The organism is Protofrankia sp. BMG5.30, assembly GCF_001983005.1.
Lineage (GTDB): Bacteria > Actinomycetota > Actinomycetes > Frankiales > Frankiaceae > Protofrankia > Protofrankia coriariae.
In genome coordinates, this window is the sequence record NZ_MOME01000023.1 from 62,352 (window position 1) to 81,719 (window position 19,368).

General features: G+C 70.5%; 13 protein-coding genes. 4 read left to right on the top strand and 9 right to left on the bottom strand.

Features of this window, described 5'->3' with window-relative positions; genetic code table 11:
- Nucleotides 1–4: 4 nt before the first annotated feature.
- Nucleotides 5–2,239, bottom strand: coding sequence for a serine/threonine-protein kinase (locus tag BL254_RS14240; RefSeq protein ID WP_139342308.1), 2,235 nt, complete (start codon nucleotides 2,237–2,239; stop codon nucleotides 5–7).
- 357 nt (nucleotides 2,240–2,596) lie between these two features.
- On the bottom strand, nucleotides 2,597–3,307 hold the full coding sequence (locus BL254_RS14245; RefSeq protein WP_047223147.1) for a hypothetical protein: 711 nt from the start codon (nucleotides 3,305–3,307) through the stop codon (nucleotides 2,597–2,599).
- A 91-nt stretch (nucleotides 3,308–3,398) separates the two neighbouring features.
- Between BL254_RS14245 and BL254_RS14250 the strand changes: the two genes are divergently transcribed.
- The gene (locus BL254_RS14250; RefSeq protein WP_083731086.1) at nucleotides 3,399–6,188 is read left to right on the top strand and encodes a PASTA domain-containing protein; all 2,790 of its coding nucleotides are present in this window, start codon (nucleotides 3,399–3,401) and stop codon (nucleotides 6,186–6,188) included.
- Between the two features lie 55 nt (nucleotides 6,189–6,243).
- Here the strand turns inward: BL254_RS14250 and BL254_RS14255 are convergent, their stop codons facing one another.
- From BL254_RS14255 to BL254_RS14275, 5 genes are all read right to left on the bottom strand, one after another.
- Nucleotides 6,244–6,522, bottom strand: a complete 279-nt coding sequence (locus BL254_RS14255; RefSeq protein ID WP_076843536.1) for a ribbon-helix-helix protein, CopG family — start codon at nucleotides 6,520–6,522, stop codon at nucleotides 6,244–6,246.
- Between the two features lie 14 nt (nucleotides 6,523–6,536).
- The gene (locus BL254_RS14260) at nucleotides 6,537–6,776 is read right to left on the bottom strand and encodes a hypothetical protein (RefSeq protein WP_047223149.1); all 240 of its coding nucleotides are present in this window, start codon (nucleotides 6,774–6,776) and stop codon (nucleotides 6,537–6,539) included.
- 162 nt (nucleotides 6,777–6,938) lie between these two features.
- Entirely contained in the window at nucleotides 6,939–7,703 is a 765-nt protein-coding gene (locus tag BL254_RS14265) for a hypothetical protein (RefSeq protein WP_076843537.1), read from the bottom strand.
- Entirely contained in the window at nucleotides 7,700–8,878 is a 1,179-nt protein-coding gene (locus tag BL254_RS14270) for a hypothetical protein (RefSeq protein ID WP_047223151.1), read from the bottom strand. The genes BL254_RS14265 and BL254_RS14270 overlap by 4 nt, the downstream gene beginning before the upstream one ends.
- A complete protein-coding gene (locus BL254_RS14275; RefSeq protein ID WP_139342309.1) occupies nucleotides 8,875–9,249 on the bottom strand; it encodes a hypothetical protein in 375 nt (124 codons plus the stop codon). The genes BL254_RS14270 and BL254_RS14275 overlap by 4 nt, the downstream gene beginning before the upstream one ends.
- A 187-nt stretch (nucleotides 9,250–9,436) precedes the next feature.
- On the opposite strand from BL254_RS14275, the gene BL254_RS27140 reads away from it, so the two are divergent.
- Nucleotides 9,437–9,787, top strand: a complete 351-nt coding sequence (locus BL254_RS27140; protein ID WP_175648375.1) for a WXG100 family type VII secretion target — start codon at nucleotides 9,437–9,439, stop codon at nucleotides 9,785–9,787.
- Between the two features lie 70 nt (nucleotides 9,788–9,857).
- Nucleotides 9,858–14,513 (top strand): FtsK/SpoIIIE domain-containing protein, encoded by a 4,656-nt coding sequence (locus tag BL254_RS14285; RefSeq protein WP_217699288.1) that lies wholly within the window; start codon nucleotides 9,858–9,860, stop codon nucleotides 14,511–14,513.
- 173 nt (nucleotides 14,514–14,686) lie between these two features.
- Here the strand turns inward: BL254_RS14285 and BL254_RS14290 are convergent, their stop codons facing one another.
- Nucleotides 14,687–16,297, bottom strand: coding sequence for an acyl-CoA carboxylase subunit beta (locus tag BL254_RS14290; RefSeq protein WP_047223154.1), 1,611 nt, complete (start codon nucleotides 16,295–16,297; stop codon nucleotides 14,687–14,689).
- Between the two features lie 384 nt (nucleotides 16,298–16,681).
- Entirely contained in the window at nucleotides 16,682–16,909 is a 228-nt protein-coding gene (locus BL254_RS14295; protein ID WP_013873331.1) for an acyl carrier protein, read from the bottom strand.
- 447 nt (nucleotides 16,910–17,356) lie between these two features.
- Between BL254_RS14295 and BL254_RS14300 the strand changes: the two genes are divergently transcribed.
- Nucleotides 17,357–19,321 (top strand): HAD family hydrolase, encoded by a 1,965-nt coding sequence (locus BL254_RS14300; protein ID WP_076843558.1) that lies wholly within the window; start codon nucleotides 17,357–17,359, stop codon nucleotides 19,319–19,321.
- The last annotated feature ends 47 nt before the right edge of the window (nucleotides 19,322–19,368 follow it).

A 19,368-nucleotide genomic window follows, 5' to 3' on the forward strand; every position in this document is an offset into this window, starting at 1 on the left:
GTCCTCACGGTGTGGTGGGCGGGGCGATACAGGCCGGCTGCGGCAGTGGGGTCGGTGGCGGCGCGGTGACGCCGAAAGCGATCACCTGGAAACACGTCCGTCCGCCGGCCGGCACGGTGACGGAGAAGGAGGTCTGGCCCGCGGGTAGCAGTGACGGAACCGTGACCGGCTGATACTCCTGGCCGTCGCTCGAGCGAAGGACGAGATATCCCTCGAGGCCGGGCAGCCCCTCGGCGTCCCGTGCCCAGGTAACGGTGGCGGTACTGTTCTGCCCAGCGCTGATGGAGGTGGCAACGGGGTACTGCTGGGGGCCGGCTGGCGAGACGGTGGATCCGGGCGGGGAAGCGCGATGCTGGAGCAGCGCCACGCCGACGCCGACAGCCAGGCCGAGCAGGACCAGCGTCCCCGTGGCGGCCAGCGGCCCCCTGCCACGCCGCCGCGGCGCGGATTCTTCCGGACGCACCGGCAGCCGGCGGCTGCTCTCCCGCGTCTCCAGTTCGCCGCCACCAGCGCCTGCGCTGACGCCGGGACCGAGGAGGTCATCGGCATCGGACCTGTACCCGCTGTGCTCGTCCCCGGACGGGCGGCCGCTCKTCACCGGGACGACGGGCGCGATCAGCTCCGGCGCGTCGGTGAACTCGGCCCACCGGCGTGCCACCTCCACGGCGGTGGGCCGTGCGGCCGGACGATCGTCCAGACATGCCGCGAGCAGTTCCCAGATCTGTCCGTCGACCCCGTCCGGGTGAGGGAGCGGCCGTTGACGGGATCGGCGCCGGCCTGGAGCGCCCGGGGGCCCGCTGTCCGGTCGCCGGCCGATGAGCAGTTCGCAGGCGGTGACGCCGAGCGCGTAGATGTCCGCGGGCGTGCCCATCTCCTGGCCGGCGGGCGCCTCAGGGGCGATGTAGCCCGCGGTGCCCAGCGATGTGGTGTGCACCAGTCCGGCGATGTCACGGGCGATCCCGAAGTCGGCGAGCAGGGCCGCGGGCCGGCCTGCCCGCTCGGTGACGAGGATGTTCTCCGGTTTGATGTCGCGGTGCACCACCCCGGCGGCGTGCACCGCGCTGAGCGCGCTCGCGGTCTGGGCCATCAGACGGGCCACATCGCCCGCGGGGAGACGCGGCCCGTCAACCAGTCGCCGCAGGTTCCCCCCGGGGACGAAGTCCATCACGATGGCCCGTACCTCGCCCTCCGCCACCAGGTCGTGTACCCGGAGCAGATGATCATGCTGTAGGCGGGTCAGCGTCTCGTGCTCGCGCAGGAACCGTGCGGCGGTGCGGGACCGGTCGCCCGGGACGACCCGGAGCAGCTTCGCCGCCACGCGGCTGCCGTCGTCCACCCGACGGGCGGCCCACACGGTGCCGGCTGCGCCGCTGCCGATCTCCTCCTCCAGCAGGTAGCGACTGCCCAGCTGGCGGACGCCGGTACGGACGGGAACGGGTGCGGCTGGTGGCACCAGCGTGTCGTTGCCGGCGTCGGGCCGGGCCGCGTCCGCGAGCGCGTCGGCAAGGTCGTCCAGAGTGGCAGGGCGCCGTGCCGGGTCGGCGGCCATGGCATCCCGTAGAGCGGCGTGTAACCGGATCGGGATGCGTGGAGCGTGACCACCGGCGGGTGCCTGCCCGGCGGCCGCGTCCGCCAGGGCGGACCAGCCGGCCAGCAGGGACGCGTACGCATACACCCGCGCCCTGGCGGTCCAGACCGCCGGCGTGCGACCGGCTCGGATGATCTCAGGTGGTTCGTGGCCGAGCCACGGGCCCGACGCGGTGCGCAGACCGGCGAGGGTGGGGGGCAGCGGCGTGGCGAGGACGAATCCGCCGGTGGCCGTGATCCCGAGTTCCGGGGGTGCTCCGACGAAGCCCGCGGTGGTCAGCGCGCGCAGTCCGTCCGCGATCGTCCGGGCGGCTCGGGCGATCCGCTCGGCGTCGAGCCGGGCGGCCACGGCCGGCTCCGTGACCGGCCGCGCGTCCATCTGCCCCAACAGCAGGTACGGCCGGCCCTCCGCGTCCACGCCATGATCGATCAGCGGCTGGACGACGGTTTCGTCGACATCGGCGAGGATGGCCTCCAGTTCCGCGCACTCCACCCGGATCCGCCGCAGCCGCGCGGGGTCGAGCGTGGCCGTGACCAGCAGCAGTTCGACCCGCTGACCGTCGCGTTCACATACCGCGGGAATGCTGAGCAGCGGCCCGCCGGCAGGTACCGACGCGAGCAGCCGAAGGCCGGGAACTCCTGGCAGTGTCATGACCCGCGAATCCACTCCAACACGGTAAATATTCAAATGACGAACATCCGGCAATGGCGTGTGCGTATGTACACGCCGCCGGGCCCGCCGTATTCAGGCACGAAGGTCTCCCGCCCGGCTGGCCGTCTCCTGGTCCGTGGGACCGATCCGTGGAATTCTGTCGGCCGGGAAAGGCCGCCGATCCGGGTGCCCCCGGAGCCTAGCGAGCCGGCCGGCACGGCGGAACCGGAAGGTCTCCCCATACGACCTGCCGGATACACCTGACCGGACATGGCGGACCTGGAACCCGGCCCGAACCCGGCCCGCGGTGGCGGGAACGACGGCCAGGCCGGCGGCCGACAGCCTGGCCAGGCCCGGTCAGGTGGAATCCGGCCCAGGTTCCTGGCCGATGAGACGCAGATCCGCCGGGGTGATCAGGCCGGTGGTGAGCACGTACTCGGCGAGCGCCGACAGCGCGTTCCAGCCCTGAAGATTCGGTACGCCGTCGTCGGTTAGCCGGGTTCGCAGATATTCGATCCGCTTTATCAACGTGGTGCGGTTCCAGCCCAGTCGGGCGGCCGCCGCGGCGTACGACCGAGGGGCCGGATCGTAGCGGTCCCCGTCCTGGAGATAGCCCGCGAAGAGCGCGACCAGAGCGAGCCGGTCGGCGTCCTTGATCGTCACCTTCAGGCCGGCGGAGGTGGGTATCCCGGTGGGCGCCTTGGGCTGTCGGCCAGCGGCTGGCGGACCGTACATGATCAGTTCATGGCTGCGGGCCGCGCCGTCGACAATCACCCGGAGGCGTCCCTCGACCGGATCCCGCTTGCCAGGCCCGACCACCCTGCGTAGCCCGAACGGGTCGACGGTCGCGAAGTGCCGCGTCGCGCTGGGATTCGACAGCATCCACACCTCGCCGATCCATTCCACCAACCCGGCCAGTCTGGAGATCGCCTTGTCCTCGGGATCGAGACAGACGGTGCATCCGTCGTCCCGGCCGAATGTGAAGGTCTCACCGGGCACTGTCCGATGCTCCAGGCCATCTGTGACGACACGTAGGTCCACCCCGTCCACCTCGCGCTGCCTCCGCACCCGAACGTCGTTGGGGAAGCCTCCCCGTTTCCACCTTCTGTGGCGTTTTGTAGCCTAACGGACGCGCCAATCCATCGAGAGAGGAGCCAGGGTGAGCCGAGCCGGGCGTTTCGCGCCGCCACGCCTGTTCAGGAGACCTGCGAACCGGGCAGTCGGCGCGGTAACCGTGGTCTGTGTACTGGCCGCCGTCCTCGCCGTCGCCGTTGGTGTCGGATACACCGCCACCCGGCCCTTTCTTGATGACGGATCCACATATGCCGCGAATGGTTACACGCTCACCCATCTCAACGGTGAGACCGGCCAGGCGGACGCGACGGCACGACAGCCGATCGCCACCGGGCAGGAAAAGGTGCAGGTGATCCCCTCTCCGGACGGGCAGGTGATCGTGCACAACAGGAACACTGACACGGTCCAGTCCTTCGACGGCGCGACCCTGACGCCGAACGCGCCGCCGGTCAGCATTCCACGCGGCAGCGCGTTCGACAGCGTGGAGGTGGGTGTCACGCGGTCGGGAGGCTACGTCGTCAACCGGAAAACGGACAGCGTCGAGACGATCGGCACCCCGCAACGCGGGCCGACGCGTATCGCCATCCCGGACGGTATCCTCGCCCAGGCCGAGGCCAGCGGCTCGGTGCAGGTTCCGGTCGACGACTCGGTGTGGGTGCTCACCAAGAAGAACAGCGTCGCCGAGGTGACCGGCGGCCGGGTCGCGCGGACCGTGCCATTCGATGGCTCACCGGTCGGTCTCACCGTCGCGGACGGCCATCCCGTCGTGGTGGTCGCCGACGGCCGGGCATACGCCGTGGACGGCCGGGCCCCGCGCCAGCTCGGCAAGCTGTCCCTCGCCGGGTCGAATGGGTCGAATGTGGTGCTGGGCTCATGGCGGGGCGCCGGCCGTTACGTCGTGGCTGTCGACAAGGTCAAGGGAAACGTCGCGATCCTCGACCCGCGTGTCGGCACCGAGCGGGCCGTCCAGCTTACCGGCCCGACCCCGACCGACCTGGACTCGCCGGCCACGCTCGGTAGCTGGATCTATGTGCCGGACCGTAATGATCATAATGAGCGCGGCGGGCAGCGGCAGGGTGGGGACGCCAGGCCGAGGCTGTGGCGGATCAACCTTTCGACCGGTCTGGCTGAGGGCCGTCCCTTCGATGTGCCCGGTCAGCACGGCCCCTTCGATCTGTGGGTCGACGGCGGCCGGGTATGGGCCGGCCAGCAGTATGATCAGCGGACGCTCGTGGTGGACGCCGACGGGCACGAGCGGGACGCCGACAAGGGCGCTAGGTCCGAGGTGGTCGACAGCGAGTCACGCACCGGAACCGAAGGTCCGCGAGGTGCCCAGCCCACGCCGTCGGCACCACCACCTGTAGCGCCGTCGGCGCCGGCCGCACCGCCCACGGCCGTGYCGCGCCCGCCCGCGGACGCCGCGCCGCCGGCCCGGCGGGTCACCGTGCCGTCGTTCCCGAAGGGCACTCTCCACCAGCAGGCGTGTGACCGTCTCGAACAGAGCGGCCTGCGCTGCCAGCCGCTCCCCGCGGGAGACCAGGACGGCCTCGCGGCTGACGAAGTGATCAACACGAGTCCGCGGGCCGGCGCCTTGGTGCCCGAGGGCAGCCCGGTGACGGTCAGCTATGTCGGGCCGTTGCGGACCCCGAACGTGCTCGGACAGCCCGTGGACAGCGCCTGTGACTACCTGCGACAGGCGGGGCTGCTGTGCACGACGAAGCAGCCCAGCGGCACCCTGGCGCTGTCTCCCGAGCAACTCGGCCAGGTGTCCGGCCAGAGCCCCCGGGCCGGCGCGTCGGTCGCCAAGGGCAGCACGGTCACGCTCACCTACTACGACAGCATCGCCCTGCCCTCCTTCATTGGTCAGCCGCAGGGCACGGCCTGCGCCACCCTCGCCACCTATGGGCTGAAGTGTGACCCGAAGGAAGGCGGCACCGCTGTCGGCACCGGCCAGGCGCCCGGCACCGTTGGCGCGCAGGACCCGCCGCCGTCGACGGTGGTGAAAGCCGGCAGCACGGTCACCGTGACGTACTACTCCGGCCAGAACACCGTGGGGGACTATGTCAACCCGGTGCCGCAGACCTACCAGGACGCCTGCGCCAAGGTACGGGCCGCCGGTTTCACATGCACTCCTGTCGAAGGCGTGACCGCGGCCGGAACAGGCCAGCAGTCCGGCACGGTCTACGCCCAGAGTCTGGGGCCCGGGACCAAGGCGAAAATCGGCTCGACCATCGACATCACTTATTACAGTCCGAACAACACCCTATCAACAAGCTATGTCGGATGGGACATCAACGCAGCGTGCGCCGACATCAGCGCCCACGGGTTCACGTGCAATCCCGTACCGGATCTTTTCCCTGTCGCCAACCAGGTGGGGGCGCAGGACACGCCGGTTGGTAAGCAGCCGATAGGCTCACCCGTCACGCTGCGCTATTCCCCCTGGCAGCCCGTCGAGTACACGCTGTACCAGCACAACACCCTCGACGTCTGGGCGTTGCGGAAGACCCCTGACGGCCCACCCGACGGTTACGGCCGGCGATCCGTGCCGATCGGCCGCGCGTACGCGCCCCCAGGATCAGAGAACMTGCCGGGCGCACGGAATATCAACGGCTTCTACTGCACGGCTGGCAAAGGTCGGTGCAACGGGCTCGACGTCAATCACTTCTACTCGTACTCGCAGATTGGCAGCTATTCGCCTGCCGATTCAGGACCATGGAACGGGCCGAACCTGATAGCGAGGTTCATGCCGTGCGGCCTCGGCAGGGGGGAGCGGCCGGTCTGGCGCACCTGGACCGCCGGTACGCCGCGGTACTACAACCTCACCACGACCCAGCCCGCGGGGTCGACGAACGAGCTCCTCGGCTGTGTCTGGTGAGCCCACGTGGTGGGCCGGCTGTCACGCGACCCGGCCCACCACGAAACCGCTCCCGCTAGGCGACGTCGAGCCAGGCGCGCAGCGCCTGGCGGATCACTTCGCTGGCGTTGGTGTGGTCGGCGTCCGCGCGGGCGGCCAGGGCCGCCCGCATGTCCGGGTCCAGCCGCACCGGTACGACCTCTCCCGGCGCCGATCCGATCGGACGCCGCCCGCCCCGGCGGCGCAGGAGTTCGACGTCATAGCCGGCCTCGGCCTCCGCTGCGAGCGTTGTCACGAGCTCGTCGGTCACCAGGACGCCTCCCGACGTACGGGTGTGCTCTGTCTCGCCGGTCATCTCGTCCCTCCTTGTCACGGCAGGAGACTGCGGTACTTCGGACGCATCCGCATCGCATGAATGATCAATTCGGTCCCGTCGTCGAGGAGCAGTACGACGATCTCCAGGAAGTTGCCTGCCCGGTCCGGCCCCAGCCGAAGCTCTCGCGGCGGCTTCTCACCGTCGAGGGGGTAGGCAACCAGGTAGCCCACGGCAGCGTGGGTGATGTCCCCGTCGGCCACGCCGTGCTTGCGGGCCGAACGGTGGATCTTCACGGCTACTATCGTAATACGAAACTTTGCGGCCGTCGTCGGGCCACTCGTCTCCGCCACCCGAAGCCGCTTCGTTCGTCCCGCCTCGCCTCACACCGCCCATCTCGAAGACCAGCCCGATGCGAGGGCCGATGGAGGGCATCACGGAACGCCGTCCCAAAGCGCTCACGCATGGTGGATGCTGGTGAACTCCCTGATGGCGGCGTCGACCCCGGCTGCCGARACCGGGTCGGCGACCATCGTCAGCGCGGCGTTCCCATCAGCGGCGTCGGCGTCCTCGCAGTGCCCCAGCCAGAGCTCGCCCGGGCCGCCGTCGAAGACGGCCAGCAGCCCGTCGACCCGCGCGTCGTCCCCGGCGTCGTCGGTGCGGGCGAGCACGGTGACCCGCCGCCAGCCGTCCGCCGGTGCGGGGAGGGCGTCCGCCAGCCGGCGCTCCGTGGCCCGCAGCCTGCGCCGGCCAGGCCGCCCGGTGCCCGGGGAGGGATTGACAAGATCACTGAGTGTCACGCGTAGGCGAACGTCCAGCGCGTGTGTGTCAGGGTCGTGCTCGAGATCGTGCAGCGGCCCGTCGCTCCAGTGCCGTACCAGTCCGCGGTCACCCGCGACGAGGGCGCAGGCCCGTGTCGTACCGGGGTCACCGRCCGGCCTGATCTGCTCGACGGCGATGTGGACGCGGCCGGCCGCCACGGCGCCGACCACCGAGGCAAGCGGTCCCGCGAGCCGGAGCTCGCCGTCGGCATGGACGTCCACCAGACCACGAGCGGCCAGCCCGGCAAGCAATTCGTCGTCCAGGAGGGGGTGCAGCTCCTCGTCGATCTCGTTGTAGCCGCTGTACGGCACATGGGGAAACCGCCGGGCCCCGAGGCAACGGGCAATGGCGGTCAGCTCGTCACCGGTGAGCCGGACAGCGGTCGGTGGTTTCTTCGTCACAAGATTGACTCGAATATTTTTTTGGCGCTATTGCCAGCGGATTTGAGGCCGTTGCCCACGGCTTTGACGCCGTCGCCCACCGCGTCGGCGGCGTCGTCGACATGGTCGCCGACGAATTTGCCGCCGTCCAGACCGTAACCGATCCCCTCGCCGAGGATGACAGTCGGCGGGGTCGGAATGTTACCGATCAGGTGCGCTGTGTTGGCCGCGAAATCGACGGTATTACCAAGGCTCGGATCGTCCCAGAGTTTCTTGCCAGCCATGAAGGTGCTACTGGCATCGACGATGACGCCGGCCACCGGTATGGCACCGGCTGCCCGTCGGCTACCGGGGCTGTCCAGCAGCCGCCGGGCGTGCCCGGCCAGATTATCGGCCGTGGTCGCCCGTTTGGGGAAAAATGGGAGTATTTTTTCCGGCGTGTCACGGCCAGTCGGTATCCGACGGCTCTCGAAACGGCCGAGCGCTTGTTTCCCGAGCGCCTTCGGAAGGCTGTCCGCCTTGCGTATCGACTCGTGCCACTCCCTGGCAGTGAGAATATCTGCACTCACTTTCATACCGAGCGCACCCGACAGCTCCTTCAGTGCACGCAGGGAACGCTCATCCCATTTTGTGATATATCCCGCCGCTTGTAGCTCCCGGACATCCCGCCGCGTCAACCGCAGATCCTTCTCTGCCTTCCTCAGCAGCTTTCTGCGGGTCCTGATGTCACGTTGGAGACGTTGCGCCAGCGCGCTGTCACCGGCCCGGTGGGCGGCCTCCTGCCTGTTCTCCAGGTCCATCAGCAGCCGCGAGCTGCGACGTACGTCGTTCCGTAGCCGGAAGACGCGTCGCCTGCCCTGTCGACGGAGGAGTATCTCTGGGGCCTCGCCGAGGGCGATGGCGGAGAACGCCTTGACGCGGTCCAGCCAGCCGGGGGTGTCCGCCCGTTTCGCGTCGGCGCCGATCTGGCCGAAAGCCGTGGCCGCCGCGGTCAGGTCGTCAGCGGCGCGCTCGAGCCGGTCGCGCAGTGTTGCCAGCCCTGCGACGACTGTCTGTGCCTCCGGGGGCAGCCCGCCGGCGTCGATGGTCAGGGCGTTGGCCGCCTCGCGTACCAGGCGTGCCTGAGCGCGCAGGTCATGGTCGGTGTCGAAGAGTTCGGCGAAGACGAAGACGAACAGGCCCGCGAATCCCGTCACGGCCCCACCACGGACTGTTTCGTGACCGCCATGGCAAGCCGGCTCGTCGCCACTGTGAGGTCCGCCCGCGCCGCGTCGGCTTTCCGCTCGTACCTGCGGGCGATGTTCTGGAGTTCGTCCACCATGTCGGACACGTTGGCCCGGGCCGAGCCGACCGCGTTCCTGGCCGACTCGGCCCTCGTCCGGGCCCGGTCGATCCGTGCGGATTTCGAGCGCATGCCACGCACATCGATCGTCACGTCGGACAACCTGTCCAGCGGGGCCCGCAACCGGGCCGCCACGGCGCGGCACTCCCGCGCGTAACGATCGGCCTCGTCCAAGCTGTCCTGGAGCGCATCGGCCCTTGCCCGGAGGATGTCCACCTCACTCATGCTCATCAGCTTGGGGGAATGCTGCCTCCAGACGGTATCGGGAGCCCTTCCCAATAGGCTGGGGAGGGCTCCCGATGTCATTGTCGCTGTGCCACCCGTAGCGTTGGTCGTGATTTCAGTTGGCGACCGTGGCCATGGCTGTGATCGATGGCCGGTGACGGGACGATCGAATCGAACGGAGATGACGATGTATCAGCTCGACCCTGCCCAGGCACATGACCTGGGGCGTAAGTTCGGGCAGCAGGCGGACGTGGAGACCACCGCGCTCGTCCACGATATGAACAGCAGCGTCCACCGTATGCAAGGCAWGATCAGCGTGCTCACCACCGGAGTGAAGAGCATGGACTGGAAAGGCCGGCGGGCGACGTCGTTCGACAATCTGTGGGAGAGCGAGTTCCGGCCGAACATGACACGCATGCAGCATGCGATCGAAGAATTCGTCCCCGTCCTGGAACGTATGAAAATGGCGCTGAAGGACGCGGAGGCCGCCATGCACGCGCACGCCCGCGACACCGAGGCCATCGACCACGCGGTCTGAACACGAAATACGCGGCCCGACACGAAGTGCGCCGACCCGAGGCGCTCCGACGCGAAGTACGAGGTCAGACGTGGAGTACGAGGTCACGGTCGTCGGCCCACGGGGCCGTGTGACACCGCTGCTGATCGAAGCGGACGCGACGGCCACCGTGGGCGAACTGCGTACCGCCGTTGCCGAGCTGCTCGCCGGCCACGCTGACACGACAGCCGGCCGGCCCGGTACGGCACGCGCCGATACGGCGGAGGGCGGCACGGCAAAAGCCGGTATCGCGGGCATCGGCGTCGCAAACGCTGATTCGGCGAATACCGATATGGCAGGCGCTGCCATGGCGGGTGGCGTGCTCTTCATCGACGGTGAGCTGGTCCCCGCCGGCCGGCGGCTGGCCGACATCGTCATGACTGCGGGTACCGCGTTCTCGTTCGCCCGTCCGGAGGATGTCCGGCTACCGGGAAAGTCAGTCTCACGGGACATTCCGGCCGAGCGTTCCAGCGCGGGAAACACGCCGGATCCGGGCCGCGAGGTGGCGGTGGTGGGCGGCCCGGTGGCGGGCGCCAGTGCGGCGCTGGCAGGCGAGGGCCACGCCGGCACACTTGTGCTCGGCCGTACCGCCGGCTGCGACCTGGTTCTCGACGATCCCGAGGTCAGCCGTAGACACGCCGAGATAYGCACCGACCGCACCGGCGCCGTGCTGCTCGCCGACACCGGATCACGTAACGGTGTCGGGTGGCGCGGCTACCGGGCCACCGCCGACATCCGGCTTCGGGACGGCGACGTGGCGCAGCTCGGTGAGAGCATGATCACCGTCCGGCCGTACGCCGGAGCCGACGCCCGGCTGGAAGCCGACGCGGCGCACGGCGTGCGCCGGTTCAACCGGCCACCGAGGATCGTGCCACCGCGGCGTCGGCCCGAGATCGCCGTGCCGGCCGAGCCGGAGAAGCCGCGGGGCTTCCGTTTCCCGCTCGTTACGGTGTTGCTTCCTCTGCTGTTCGCGGCTGTGCTCTACGCGCTRCTGCCGAACGCCGGCTACTACCTGCTCTTCATGCTGCTCTCCCCGGTGATGGCCGTCGCCCACGCCATCACCGAACGGCGTGGCGGACACCGGGAGTATCGCCAGAAACTACGCGAGTACCAGGCCGAACTGGACGCGGTACGTACCCGGCTGGCCACTGCCGCGCTCGAGGAGGAACAGGCCGCCCGCGATGCGCTGCCCGACCCCGCGATGCTGGTGCGTTACGCGACCGGCCCGACCGGACGCCTGTTCGAGCGCCGCCCCACCGACGAGGACTTCGGACGGCTGCGCGTGGGGCTGACCGACCGCCCCGTCGACGTACGCCTGAGYGGCCCCGGCGCCGAGAACGAAGAACTTCCGACCGCGTACGCGGTGCCGGTGACGGTGGAGCTGACGCGTGCCGGTGTGCTCGGCGTCGCCGGACCCCGGAAGGCGGTCCTGCCCGTCACGCGGGCGCTGCTGGCCCAGGTGGCCACCCTGCACGCGCCGCACGACTTCGGGATCGTGCTGTTCACCGGCCAGGACGAGGCCGCGGACTGGGAGTGGGTGAGCTGGCTGCCGCACACCCTGCCGCACCGGACGGACCTGGCCTGCCGGCGGATGGTGGCCACCGACCGCGAGCAGGCCGAGGCCCGCATCGCCGAGCTGCGGCGCATCATGGACGAGCGCCGGGCGGATCAGCATGCCGGGCTGCGCGACCAGGCTCCACCGGGGCRCCGTCTGCTGCTCCTCCTCGACGGGGCACACCGGCTGCGCACCCTGCCGGGACTTGCCGACCTGCTTGCCGACGGGCCCGGGCTCGGCGTGTACGCGCTGTGCCTGGACAACACCGAGTCGAGCCTGCCGGACGAGTGCCGCGCCACCGTCGTGGTCACCAACGACTCCGGGAGCCGGGTCCGGGTGACCCATCCGCACCGGGACGCCGAGGCCGAGGTGCTCGTGGACGGCCTGCGGCATTCCCTGGCCGAGCGGGTCGCCCGCGCACTGGCCCCGGTCCGGGTGCTCGGGGCCCGTTTCGGCGACGACGGCGACCTGCCCGATCACGTACGTTTCCTCGACATCTGCGGGCTCGGCGCGGATCCCGGAGCCTGCGACATCGCCGCGCGTTGGGCCGCCGAACCCGGCGGACGCAGCACCCGGATACTGCTCGGCGCCGACGCGTCCGGCCCGGTCGCCGTGGACCTGCGCCGGGACGGGCCGCACGCGCTGATCGCCGGCACCAGCGGCGCGGGCAAGTCGGAGCTGCTGCAGACCCTGGTCGCGTCCCTTGCGCTCGGCAACACCCCCGAGGCGCTCACCATGGTCCTGGTCGACTACAAGGGCGGCAGCGCGTTCGCGGACTGCCGCGACCTGCCGCACTGTGTGGGTATGGTGACCGACCTGGACGGCCACCTGGCGGACCGCGCGCTCGCCTCGCTGTCGGCCGAGCTGCGCCGCCGGGAGACGATTCTCGCCGCGGCCGGTGCCAAGGAGATCGAGGACTACTGGGCGGGCGGCGGCAGCGGCCTGCCTCGGCTGGTCATCGTGGTCGACGAGTTCGCCACCCTGGTCGAGGAGGTGCCGCGGTTCGTCGACGGCGTGGTCGGCATCGGTATGCGGGGGCGCAGCCTCGGCGTCCACGTCGTCCTGGCCACCCAGCGGCCCGCCGGCGTGGTGAACGCCGAGATCCGGGCCAACGTCAACCTGCGGCTGTGCCTGCGGGTGACCCGTGCGGAGGAGAGCGCCGACGTGATCGAGGCGCCGGACGCGGCGCGCATCTCCCGGCTGCACCCCGGCCGCGCGTACCTGCGGACCGGGCACAGCGAGCTGACGGCCGTACAGTGCGCCCGGATCGGCTGGCCTCGTCCCGACACGGCAGCCGCATCGTCCACCGGCGAGACGGTGACGGTGACCCGACGCCGGATCACCGACCTCGGCCGGCCCCGGCGGGCGCGGACGGATCGGGCCACGGCCGCCCCCGGAGTGGGCCATGCGGGTGCCACCGACCTGACCGTCGTAGTGGCGGCCGTGCGGGCCGCGGCGGAGCGGATGGAGCTCCGCGCGCCGGCAAGCCCATGGCTGCCGCCCCTGCCGGAACGGATCACTATCTCCGATCTCGACATGATGCCGGCCGCGCCAACGCCGCCGGTCGGGTCCCCGGTGGCCGTGCGGCTCGGGCTGGCCGACCATCCGGCCCGACAGGCGCAGGAGCCGTTTGTGATCGACCTCGAACAGAGCGGACCGCTGCTGGTCGCCGGAATGGCGCGCAGCGGTCGTTCGACCCTCCTGCGTACCCTGGCGGCTTCCCTCGCCACCCACGCCAGCCCCGCCGACGTGCACCTGTACGCGCTGGACTACGGAAGCCGGGCGCTGGCCCCGCTGGCGTCGCTGCCGCACTGCGGTGCCTGGGTGACCGGTGACGAACCCGACCGCGTTGACCGGCTGCTGGACATGCTCACCACCGAGGTTTCCCGCCGTACCCGCCTGCTCGCCGCCGGCAGCCATGCATCGCTGGGCGAGCAGCGTGCCGCGGCGGCACCGGCGGACCGGCTGCCGTACCTGGTCCTGCTGGTGGACCGGTACGAGACGTTTCTGGCCCGGCACGCCGAGACCGACGGCGGACGGCTGGTGGAGACACTGGACGGACTGCTCGGCCGCGGCCCCGCCGCCGGCATCCTGCCGGTGCTGGCCACCGACCGGACCGGCTTCACCCGTCGCCTTGCCAGCGCGGTCGCCACCCGTCTGGTGCTGCGCCAGGCCGAGCCCGACGACGTGACCGTCTTCGGGCTCAGCCCGCGAGATGTACCGCGAGCCATGCCAGCCGGCCGGATCGTGGCCGTACCGCACGCGGTGGAGGCACAGATCGCCCTACTGGCGGCGGATCCCGAGGGCGCGGCCCAGGCCGCGGCGGTCGAGGAGTTGGCCGACACGCTCACTTCCCGCTGGAAGGCTGTTGACAATGAACGCCTGCCACACCGGATCGACCCGCTACCAGATCTGATCACCGTGACCGACCTCGCGCGGCTGCGAACCGGACCGTCACCGAGCCTCCCGACGGTCTGCACGGTGGGTGTCGGCGGTGACCACCTCGCCCCGATCGACGTGGATCTCACCGGCACCGGTTCGGCGTTCCTCGTCAGCGGCCCACCGCGTTCGGGGCGCAGCACAGCCCTGGCCGCTGTCGTCACCTCGCTGACCGGCCGCGGCACCGGCGAGATGCCGGTGGTGATCTGCTGCCCACGCCCGTCGCCGTTGACGGGCCTCGGCAGCCTGCCCGGGGTGGCGCGGGTCCTGCACGGCACAGAGCTCGGCATGGAACTCGACGACATGATCGCCGAGCTGCCCGGCCCGGTGGCGGTTATCGTCGACGACGCCGAGCTGCTCGCCGACGGTCTCGCCGCCGACGTGCTCGAACGAGTGGTCCGCGGCGCCCGCGACGAAGGCAACCTGGTCGTCGCCGCCGGAACCACCGAGGATTTGGGGACTCAGCGTTACCGGGGCTGGCTCGCCATGCTCAGGCGCGACAGGCATGGCCTGCTGCTCAACCCGTCGTCGCACGTCGACGGTGAGGTCCTCGACGTCAAGCTGCCTCGGTCGACCAGGGGCGGCTGGCCGGCCGGGCGGGCCCTGCTGGTCGAAGGCGGCGTCACCGTGCCGGTGCAGATACCGTTGTACGATAAACCGGTTCGACCGGTCCGTCAGGAATCCCGGATCGCGGCCCGAATACCGTCATTCTGATCCGTCATCACCCTGATCAAATATCGTCATCCGGCGATATTGTCTTCTTGTCTGGCCGCCCGGGCTCCTTTCTTGTTTCCTGGCGGCTGTGCCGCCATGGTGCTTGCTTTGTTCGCCGACGCCGACGCCGACGCCGACGCCGCCGACGTGTCACAGGGATAACCGGGAGGCCGTCACAGGGGGATGTTGCCGTGGCGGCCGCGGCGGGCGGGCGCGTCGGCGAGGACCTGCGCGATGCGCCGGCGGGTGTCGGCGGGATCGATGACGGCGTCGATGACACCGAGGGCCAGCCCCCGGTCGACCCCGCCGGCGGTGCGGGCGTGGTCGTCGACGAGCCGGGCGAGCAGCGCCGGCCGCTCGTCGTCGGACACCGCCGCCAGGGCCCGGCGGTGCAGGATGCCGACCGCGGCCTCGGCACCCATGACGGCGACCTCCGCCTCGGGCCAGGCCAGGACGGCGGTGGCGCCCAGCGAGCGGGAGTTCATCGCGATGTACGCCCCGCCGAAGGACTTCCGGGTGACGAGCGTGACGCGCGGCACCGTGGCCTCCGCGAACGCGTAGAGCAGTTTGGCGCCGCGGCGCACCACCCCGTCCCATTCCTGGCGGACGCCCGGCAGGTAGCCGGGAACGTCGACGACCACGACCAGCGGGATACCGAAGGAGTCGCACATGCGGACGAACCGGGCGGCCTTCTCGGCGCTCAGCGAGTCCAGGCAGCCGCCCTTGCGCAGTGGGTTGTTCGCGATGACGCCGACGCTGTGGCCGTAGAGACGGCCGAGCCCGACGACGATGTTGGGCGCCCAGCGGGGCTGCAGCTCCTCGAAACCGTCGCCGGTGGGGTCGTCGTCGACGAGCCGGCGCACCAGCGGCCGGACGTCGTAGGCCCGCCGCGGCCGGTCCGGCAGCAGCGCCCGCAGATCCTCACCGACGTCGCTGGCACCCACCTCGGCGGTGCCGACCGTGCCGGTGCCGGGGCCGCTGACACTGAGCGTGCTGGCGCCGACCTCGATGGTGCTGACCTCTGTGGTGGAGCTGATCTCGTCGGCGCCGGGCTCGGTCCTGGGCCCGGGGAGGGCGGCGGCCAGGCCCCGGCCGACGCCAAGGTCGAAACGGCCCGGGTCGGCGAGCAGGGAGGTGATCCGGCGGGCCCGCTGGTAGGCGTCCCGCTCGGAACGGGCCAGCACGTGGACGACACCGGAGCGGCGGCCGTGCGCGTCGGCGCCGCCGAGCCCCTCCATGTCGATCTGCTCTCCGGTCACGCTGCGCACGACGTCGGGACCGGTCACGAACACGCGACCGGCCGGCGCCATGATCACGACGTCGGTCAGCGCCGGCCCGTACGCCGCGCCGCCCGCGGCCGGCCCGAGCACCACCGAGATCTGCGGCACCCGGCCGGAAGCGTGGATCATGGCGGCGAAGATCTGGCCGATGCCGTCGAGCGCTTCGACACCCTCGGCGAGGCTCGCCCCACCGGAGTGCCACAGCCCGATGACCGGGCTTGCGGTGCGGACCGCCTCCTCGATGGCGGCCACGACGTGCCTGGAACCCTCGGAACCGAGCGCCCCGCCCATCCGGCTGCCGTCCGTACAGTAGCCGATGACCGGGATGCCGCCTATCCGGCCCCGCCCGGCGAGTACCCGGCCGCTGCCGGTGGAGGGGAACGGGGCGAACGAATCGGGGTCGAACAGGTGGGACAGTCTGCGGCGGGGATCGCGGACGTCCTGCTCGGGGATACTGATACCGATACTGACGCCGGCCCGCGTGCCGTTGGCTACCTCCGTCATTCTTGCAAGGATGCCGGCCTGTTCTAAAGTTTTCCTGTACACCACTGTGACCGGTATCCACCGGCCATCCAGGTGCGGCTCGGGGAAGGTCACGCGGTCTTTGTCGGTAATCTCCGGAGCAAGGTCGTGGCGGTCCACGGAAACCCATGAACGTAACCGTCCGTCACGGCGTTTCCGGTCGGAGCTGGTTTGTGACAACAGTGTCCGTCCCGGTTGGCGGACGGCTCGCGCCCACCGTCAAAGCCCGACACAGGACCAGGCGGACCGCGGTACGCGGGCAACGGCGCCGCCTGACGCGGCCGGCGTGCCGGTGGGGTCCGGTGGGCCGGGGATCCCGGTTGAACCGCGGATCCGCGGTTCCGGTGAACCGTGGGACGCGCGGGCCTATCGGCCGGTGGTCAGCGCGTAGAGTCGCTCCAGGCTCGTCGCCTCCAGGACGTCCGGCAGGGACAGTCGCTGCCCGGTCGTCCGTTCCAGAATGGTCGCGAGGGTGAGCAGGTGCACCGAGTCCCAGCCGGGTATCTCGTCGAGTTCTCGACCGGCGTCGGTGGCCGACACCGGCAGGCCCAGTTCGTCGCGGACGAGCGTGACCAGATCCTCGATGCTGTCCATCCGTCGTCTCCATTCGTTGTGGTCATTCGTCGTGATCATTCATTGTGATTCTCGTCGCGGTCACCTTCATGACCATGCCTGTGGCCGTGCTGGGAGCGCGTCGTCGGTGCCGGGAGACCGTGGCCGGACCGCATCGGCCGTGGACGGTAAAAACCGCGTCCTACATCCTGCGGGACGCGCCTTGGACGGCGCTAATTCCGGCCCTGGGCCCGACCGGCAACGAAGCCGTACGGCATCACACCCGTACGACGTCGGCGATCACAACACTAGCGGAACTTTAGTCCCCGCTTTAGTCGCCGTCCGGATGATTTGACTGTGTGGCCGTGGCGTTCGGATGGCGTTCGGCTGGCATTCGGACGGCATTCGGACGATCCGAGGGCGGTCACGACGGTTGGCGAATTCCGCCCGTGGATCGACGTCGATCCACTCTTGAGAAAGGTCCCGGCGATGACGGTCTCCAGCACCACCGGTTCCGCGCGGCCCGCCCCCGGCGTTTCCCCGGCACCCGCCGACGGCCGGCGGGCCGCCACCGACCTGCTCGGCCTGCACCGTGACGGCCGGATAGCCGCCGAGTTCCCCCGGGTCCGCCAACTGCTGGCGGACGCCTCCGCGGAGGAACTGGCGCGGGCGGGGCGCCTGCTCGTCCAGGTCGACCCGGACGAGGTGCTGCGGGAGCATCCGTCGACCCCGGTCGTGCGGATCGCCGTCACCGCGCACGGCACGGTCTCCGCGCTGCTGCCGGCCCTGGCCGGGGAACTCGGCCGGCACGGTCTGCTGCTGCGCTCCCACCTGGGGACCTTCGACAGCTACGTGTTCGAGCTCACCGATCCCGGCAGCTCCCTGCACGCCCATGGAGCCGATCTCGTCCTGGCCCTGCTCGACCCGACGATCGTCTTCGACGAGGTGCCGCTCCCGTGGGATCCCGACGCGGTCGAACGGGTCCTGGACGCCAAGATCTCCCTGCTCGAGACGCTGGTCACCCGCTTCACCGAGATCAGCCGGGGAACCCTGGTGCTCAACACGCTGCCGTTGCCACGCCGGTTCACCGCCCAGCTCGTCGACCATCGGTCGCGGGCCCGGCTGGGGGCGGTGTGGCGACGGGCGAACGCCCGGCTGCTCGGCCTCACCGAACGCTTTCCCGCGCTGGTGGTGCTCGACCTGGACCCGCTCGTCGCCGAGGGCGTGCCGGTCACCGACTCCCGGCTGACGGTCTACGCCAAGGCCCACCTGTCCGCCGGCCTGCTCGCCGCCTACGCCCGGGAGGTCGGCCACCTCGCCCGCAACATCACCGGGCGCACCAGCAAGGCCCTGGTGCTCGACCTGGACAACACCCTGTGGGGCGGGATCGTCGGTGACGACGGGGTGGAGGGTATCGAGGTCGCAGGCTCCTACCGGGGTGAGGCGTTCCGGGCCGTGCAGAAGGTCGTGAAGCAGATCGGGGCGCAGGGCGTGCTGCTCGCCGCGGTCARCAAGAACGAGGCCGACGTGGTGCGCGACGCGCTCGCCGGGCATCCGGAGATGACGCTGCGCCCGGACGACTTCGTGCGGGTCATCGCCAACTGGCGGCCCAAGCACGAGAACCTCCTCGACCTTGCCAGCTCGCTCAACCTCGGGGTCGACAGCTTCGTCTTCGTCGACGACTCCGCCTACGAGCGCGGCCTCGTCCGGGCCGAACTGCCCGACGTCGCCGTGGTCGCGGTCGACGAGGACCCCGCCGGTCACCTGGACGCGGTGCTGCGCGACGGATGGTTCGACACCCGGGAGCTGACCGCCGAGGACCGTGTCCGGGTGCGTCGCTACCGGGAGGAACTCGACCGCCGAGACTTTCAGGAGGGCTTCGCCTCGATCGAGGAGTACCTCAGCGGCCTGGGGATCGTGGTGCGGCTGGGGGTGGCCCGGGAGGCCGATGTGCCCCGGGTCAGCCAGCTCACCCTGCGGACGAACCAGTTCAACACCACGACCCGCCGGCTGCCCGCGCCGGACCTGCGTGATCTGCTCGACCGGCCGGAGCACACGGTGCTCACGATCCGTTCCGAGGACCGTTTCGGTGACAACGGCCTGGTCGGCGCGGTTTTCCTGCGCCGGCTGGAGGAGGTCGTGCACATCGACAACTTCCTGCTGAGCTGCCGGGTGTTCTCCCGGGGGATCGAGCAGGCCTGCCTGGCGACCGTGCTCGAACGTGCCCGTGACACGGGTGCGCACGCCGTCGCCGCCACCTACCGGCCGACGGCGAAGAACCGCATCGTGGCCGACTTCTACCCCCGGCACGGGTTCGTCCCGGCCGAGCCGGGCCCCGCGGACGGGCGGGACGGCGGCGAGGATGTGACGGCGTTCCGGCACGACCTGACGTCGGTCACGCAGGTGCCCGCGTACGTCACCCTGCTCGACGAGACCCTGGTGGCTGGCTCATAGGTGGCTGGCTCGTAACGGGTGGCCGGCAGGTACAGACAGCTACCAAC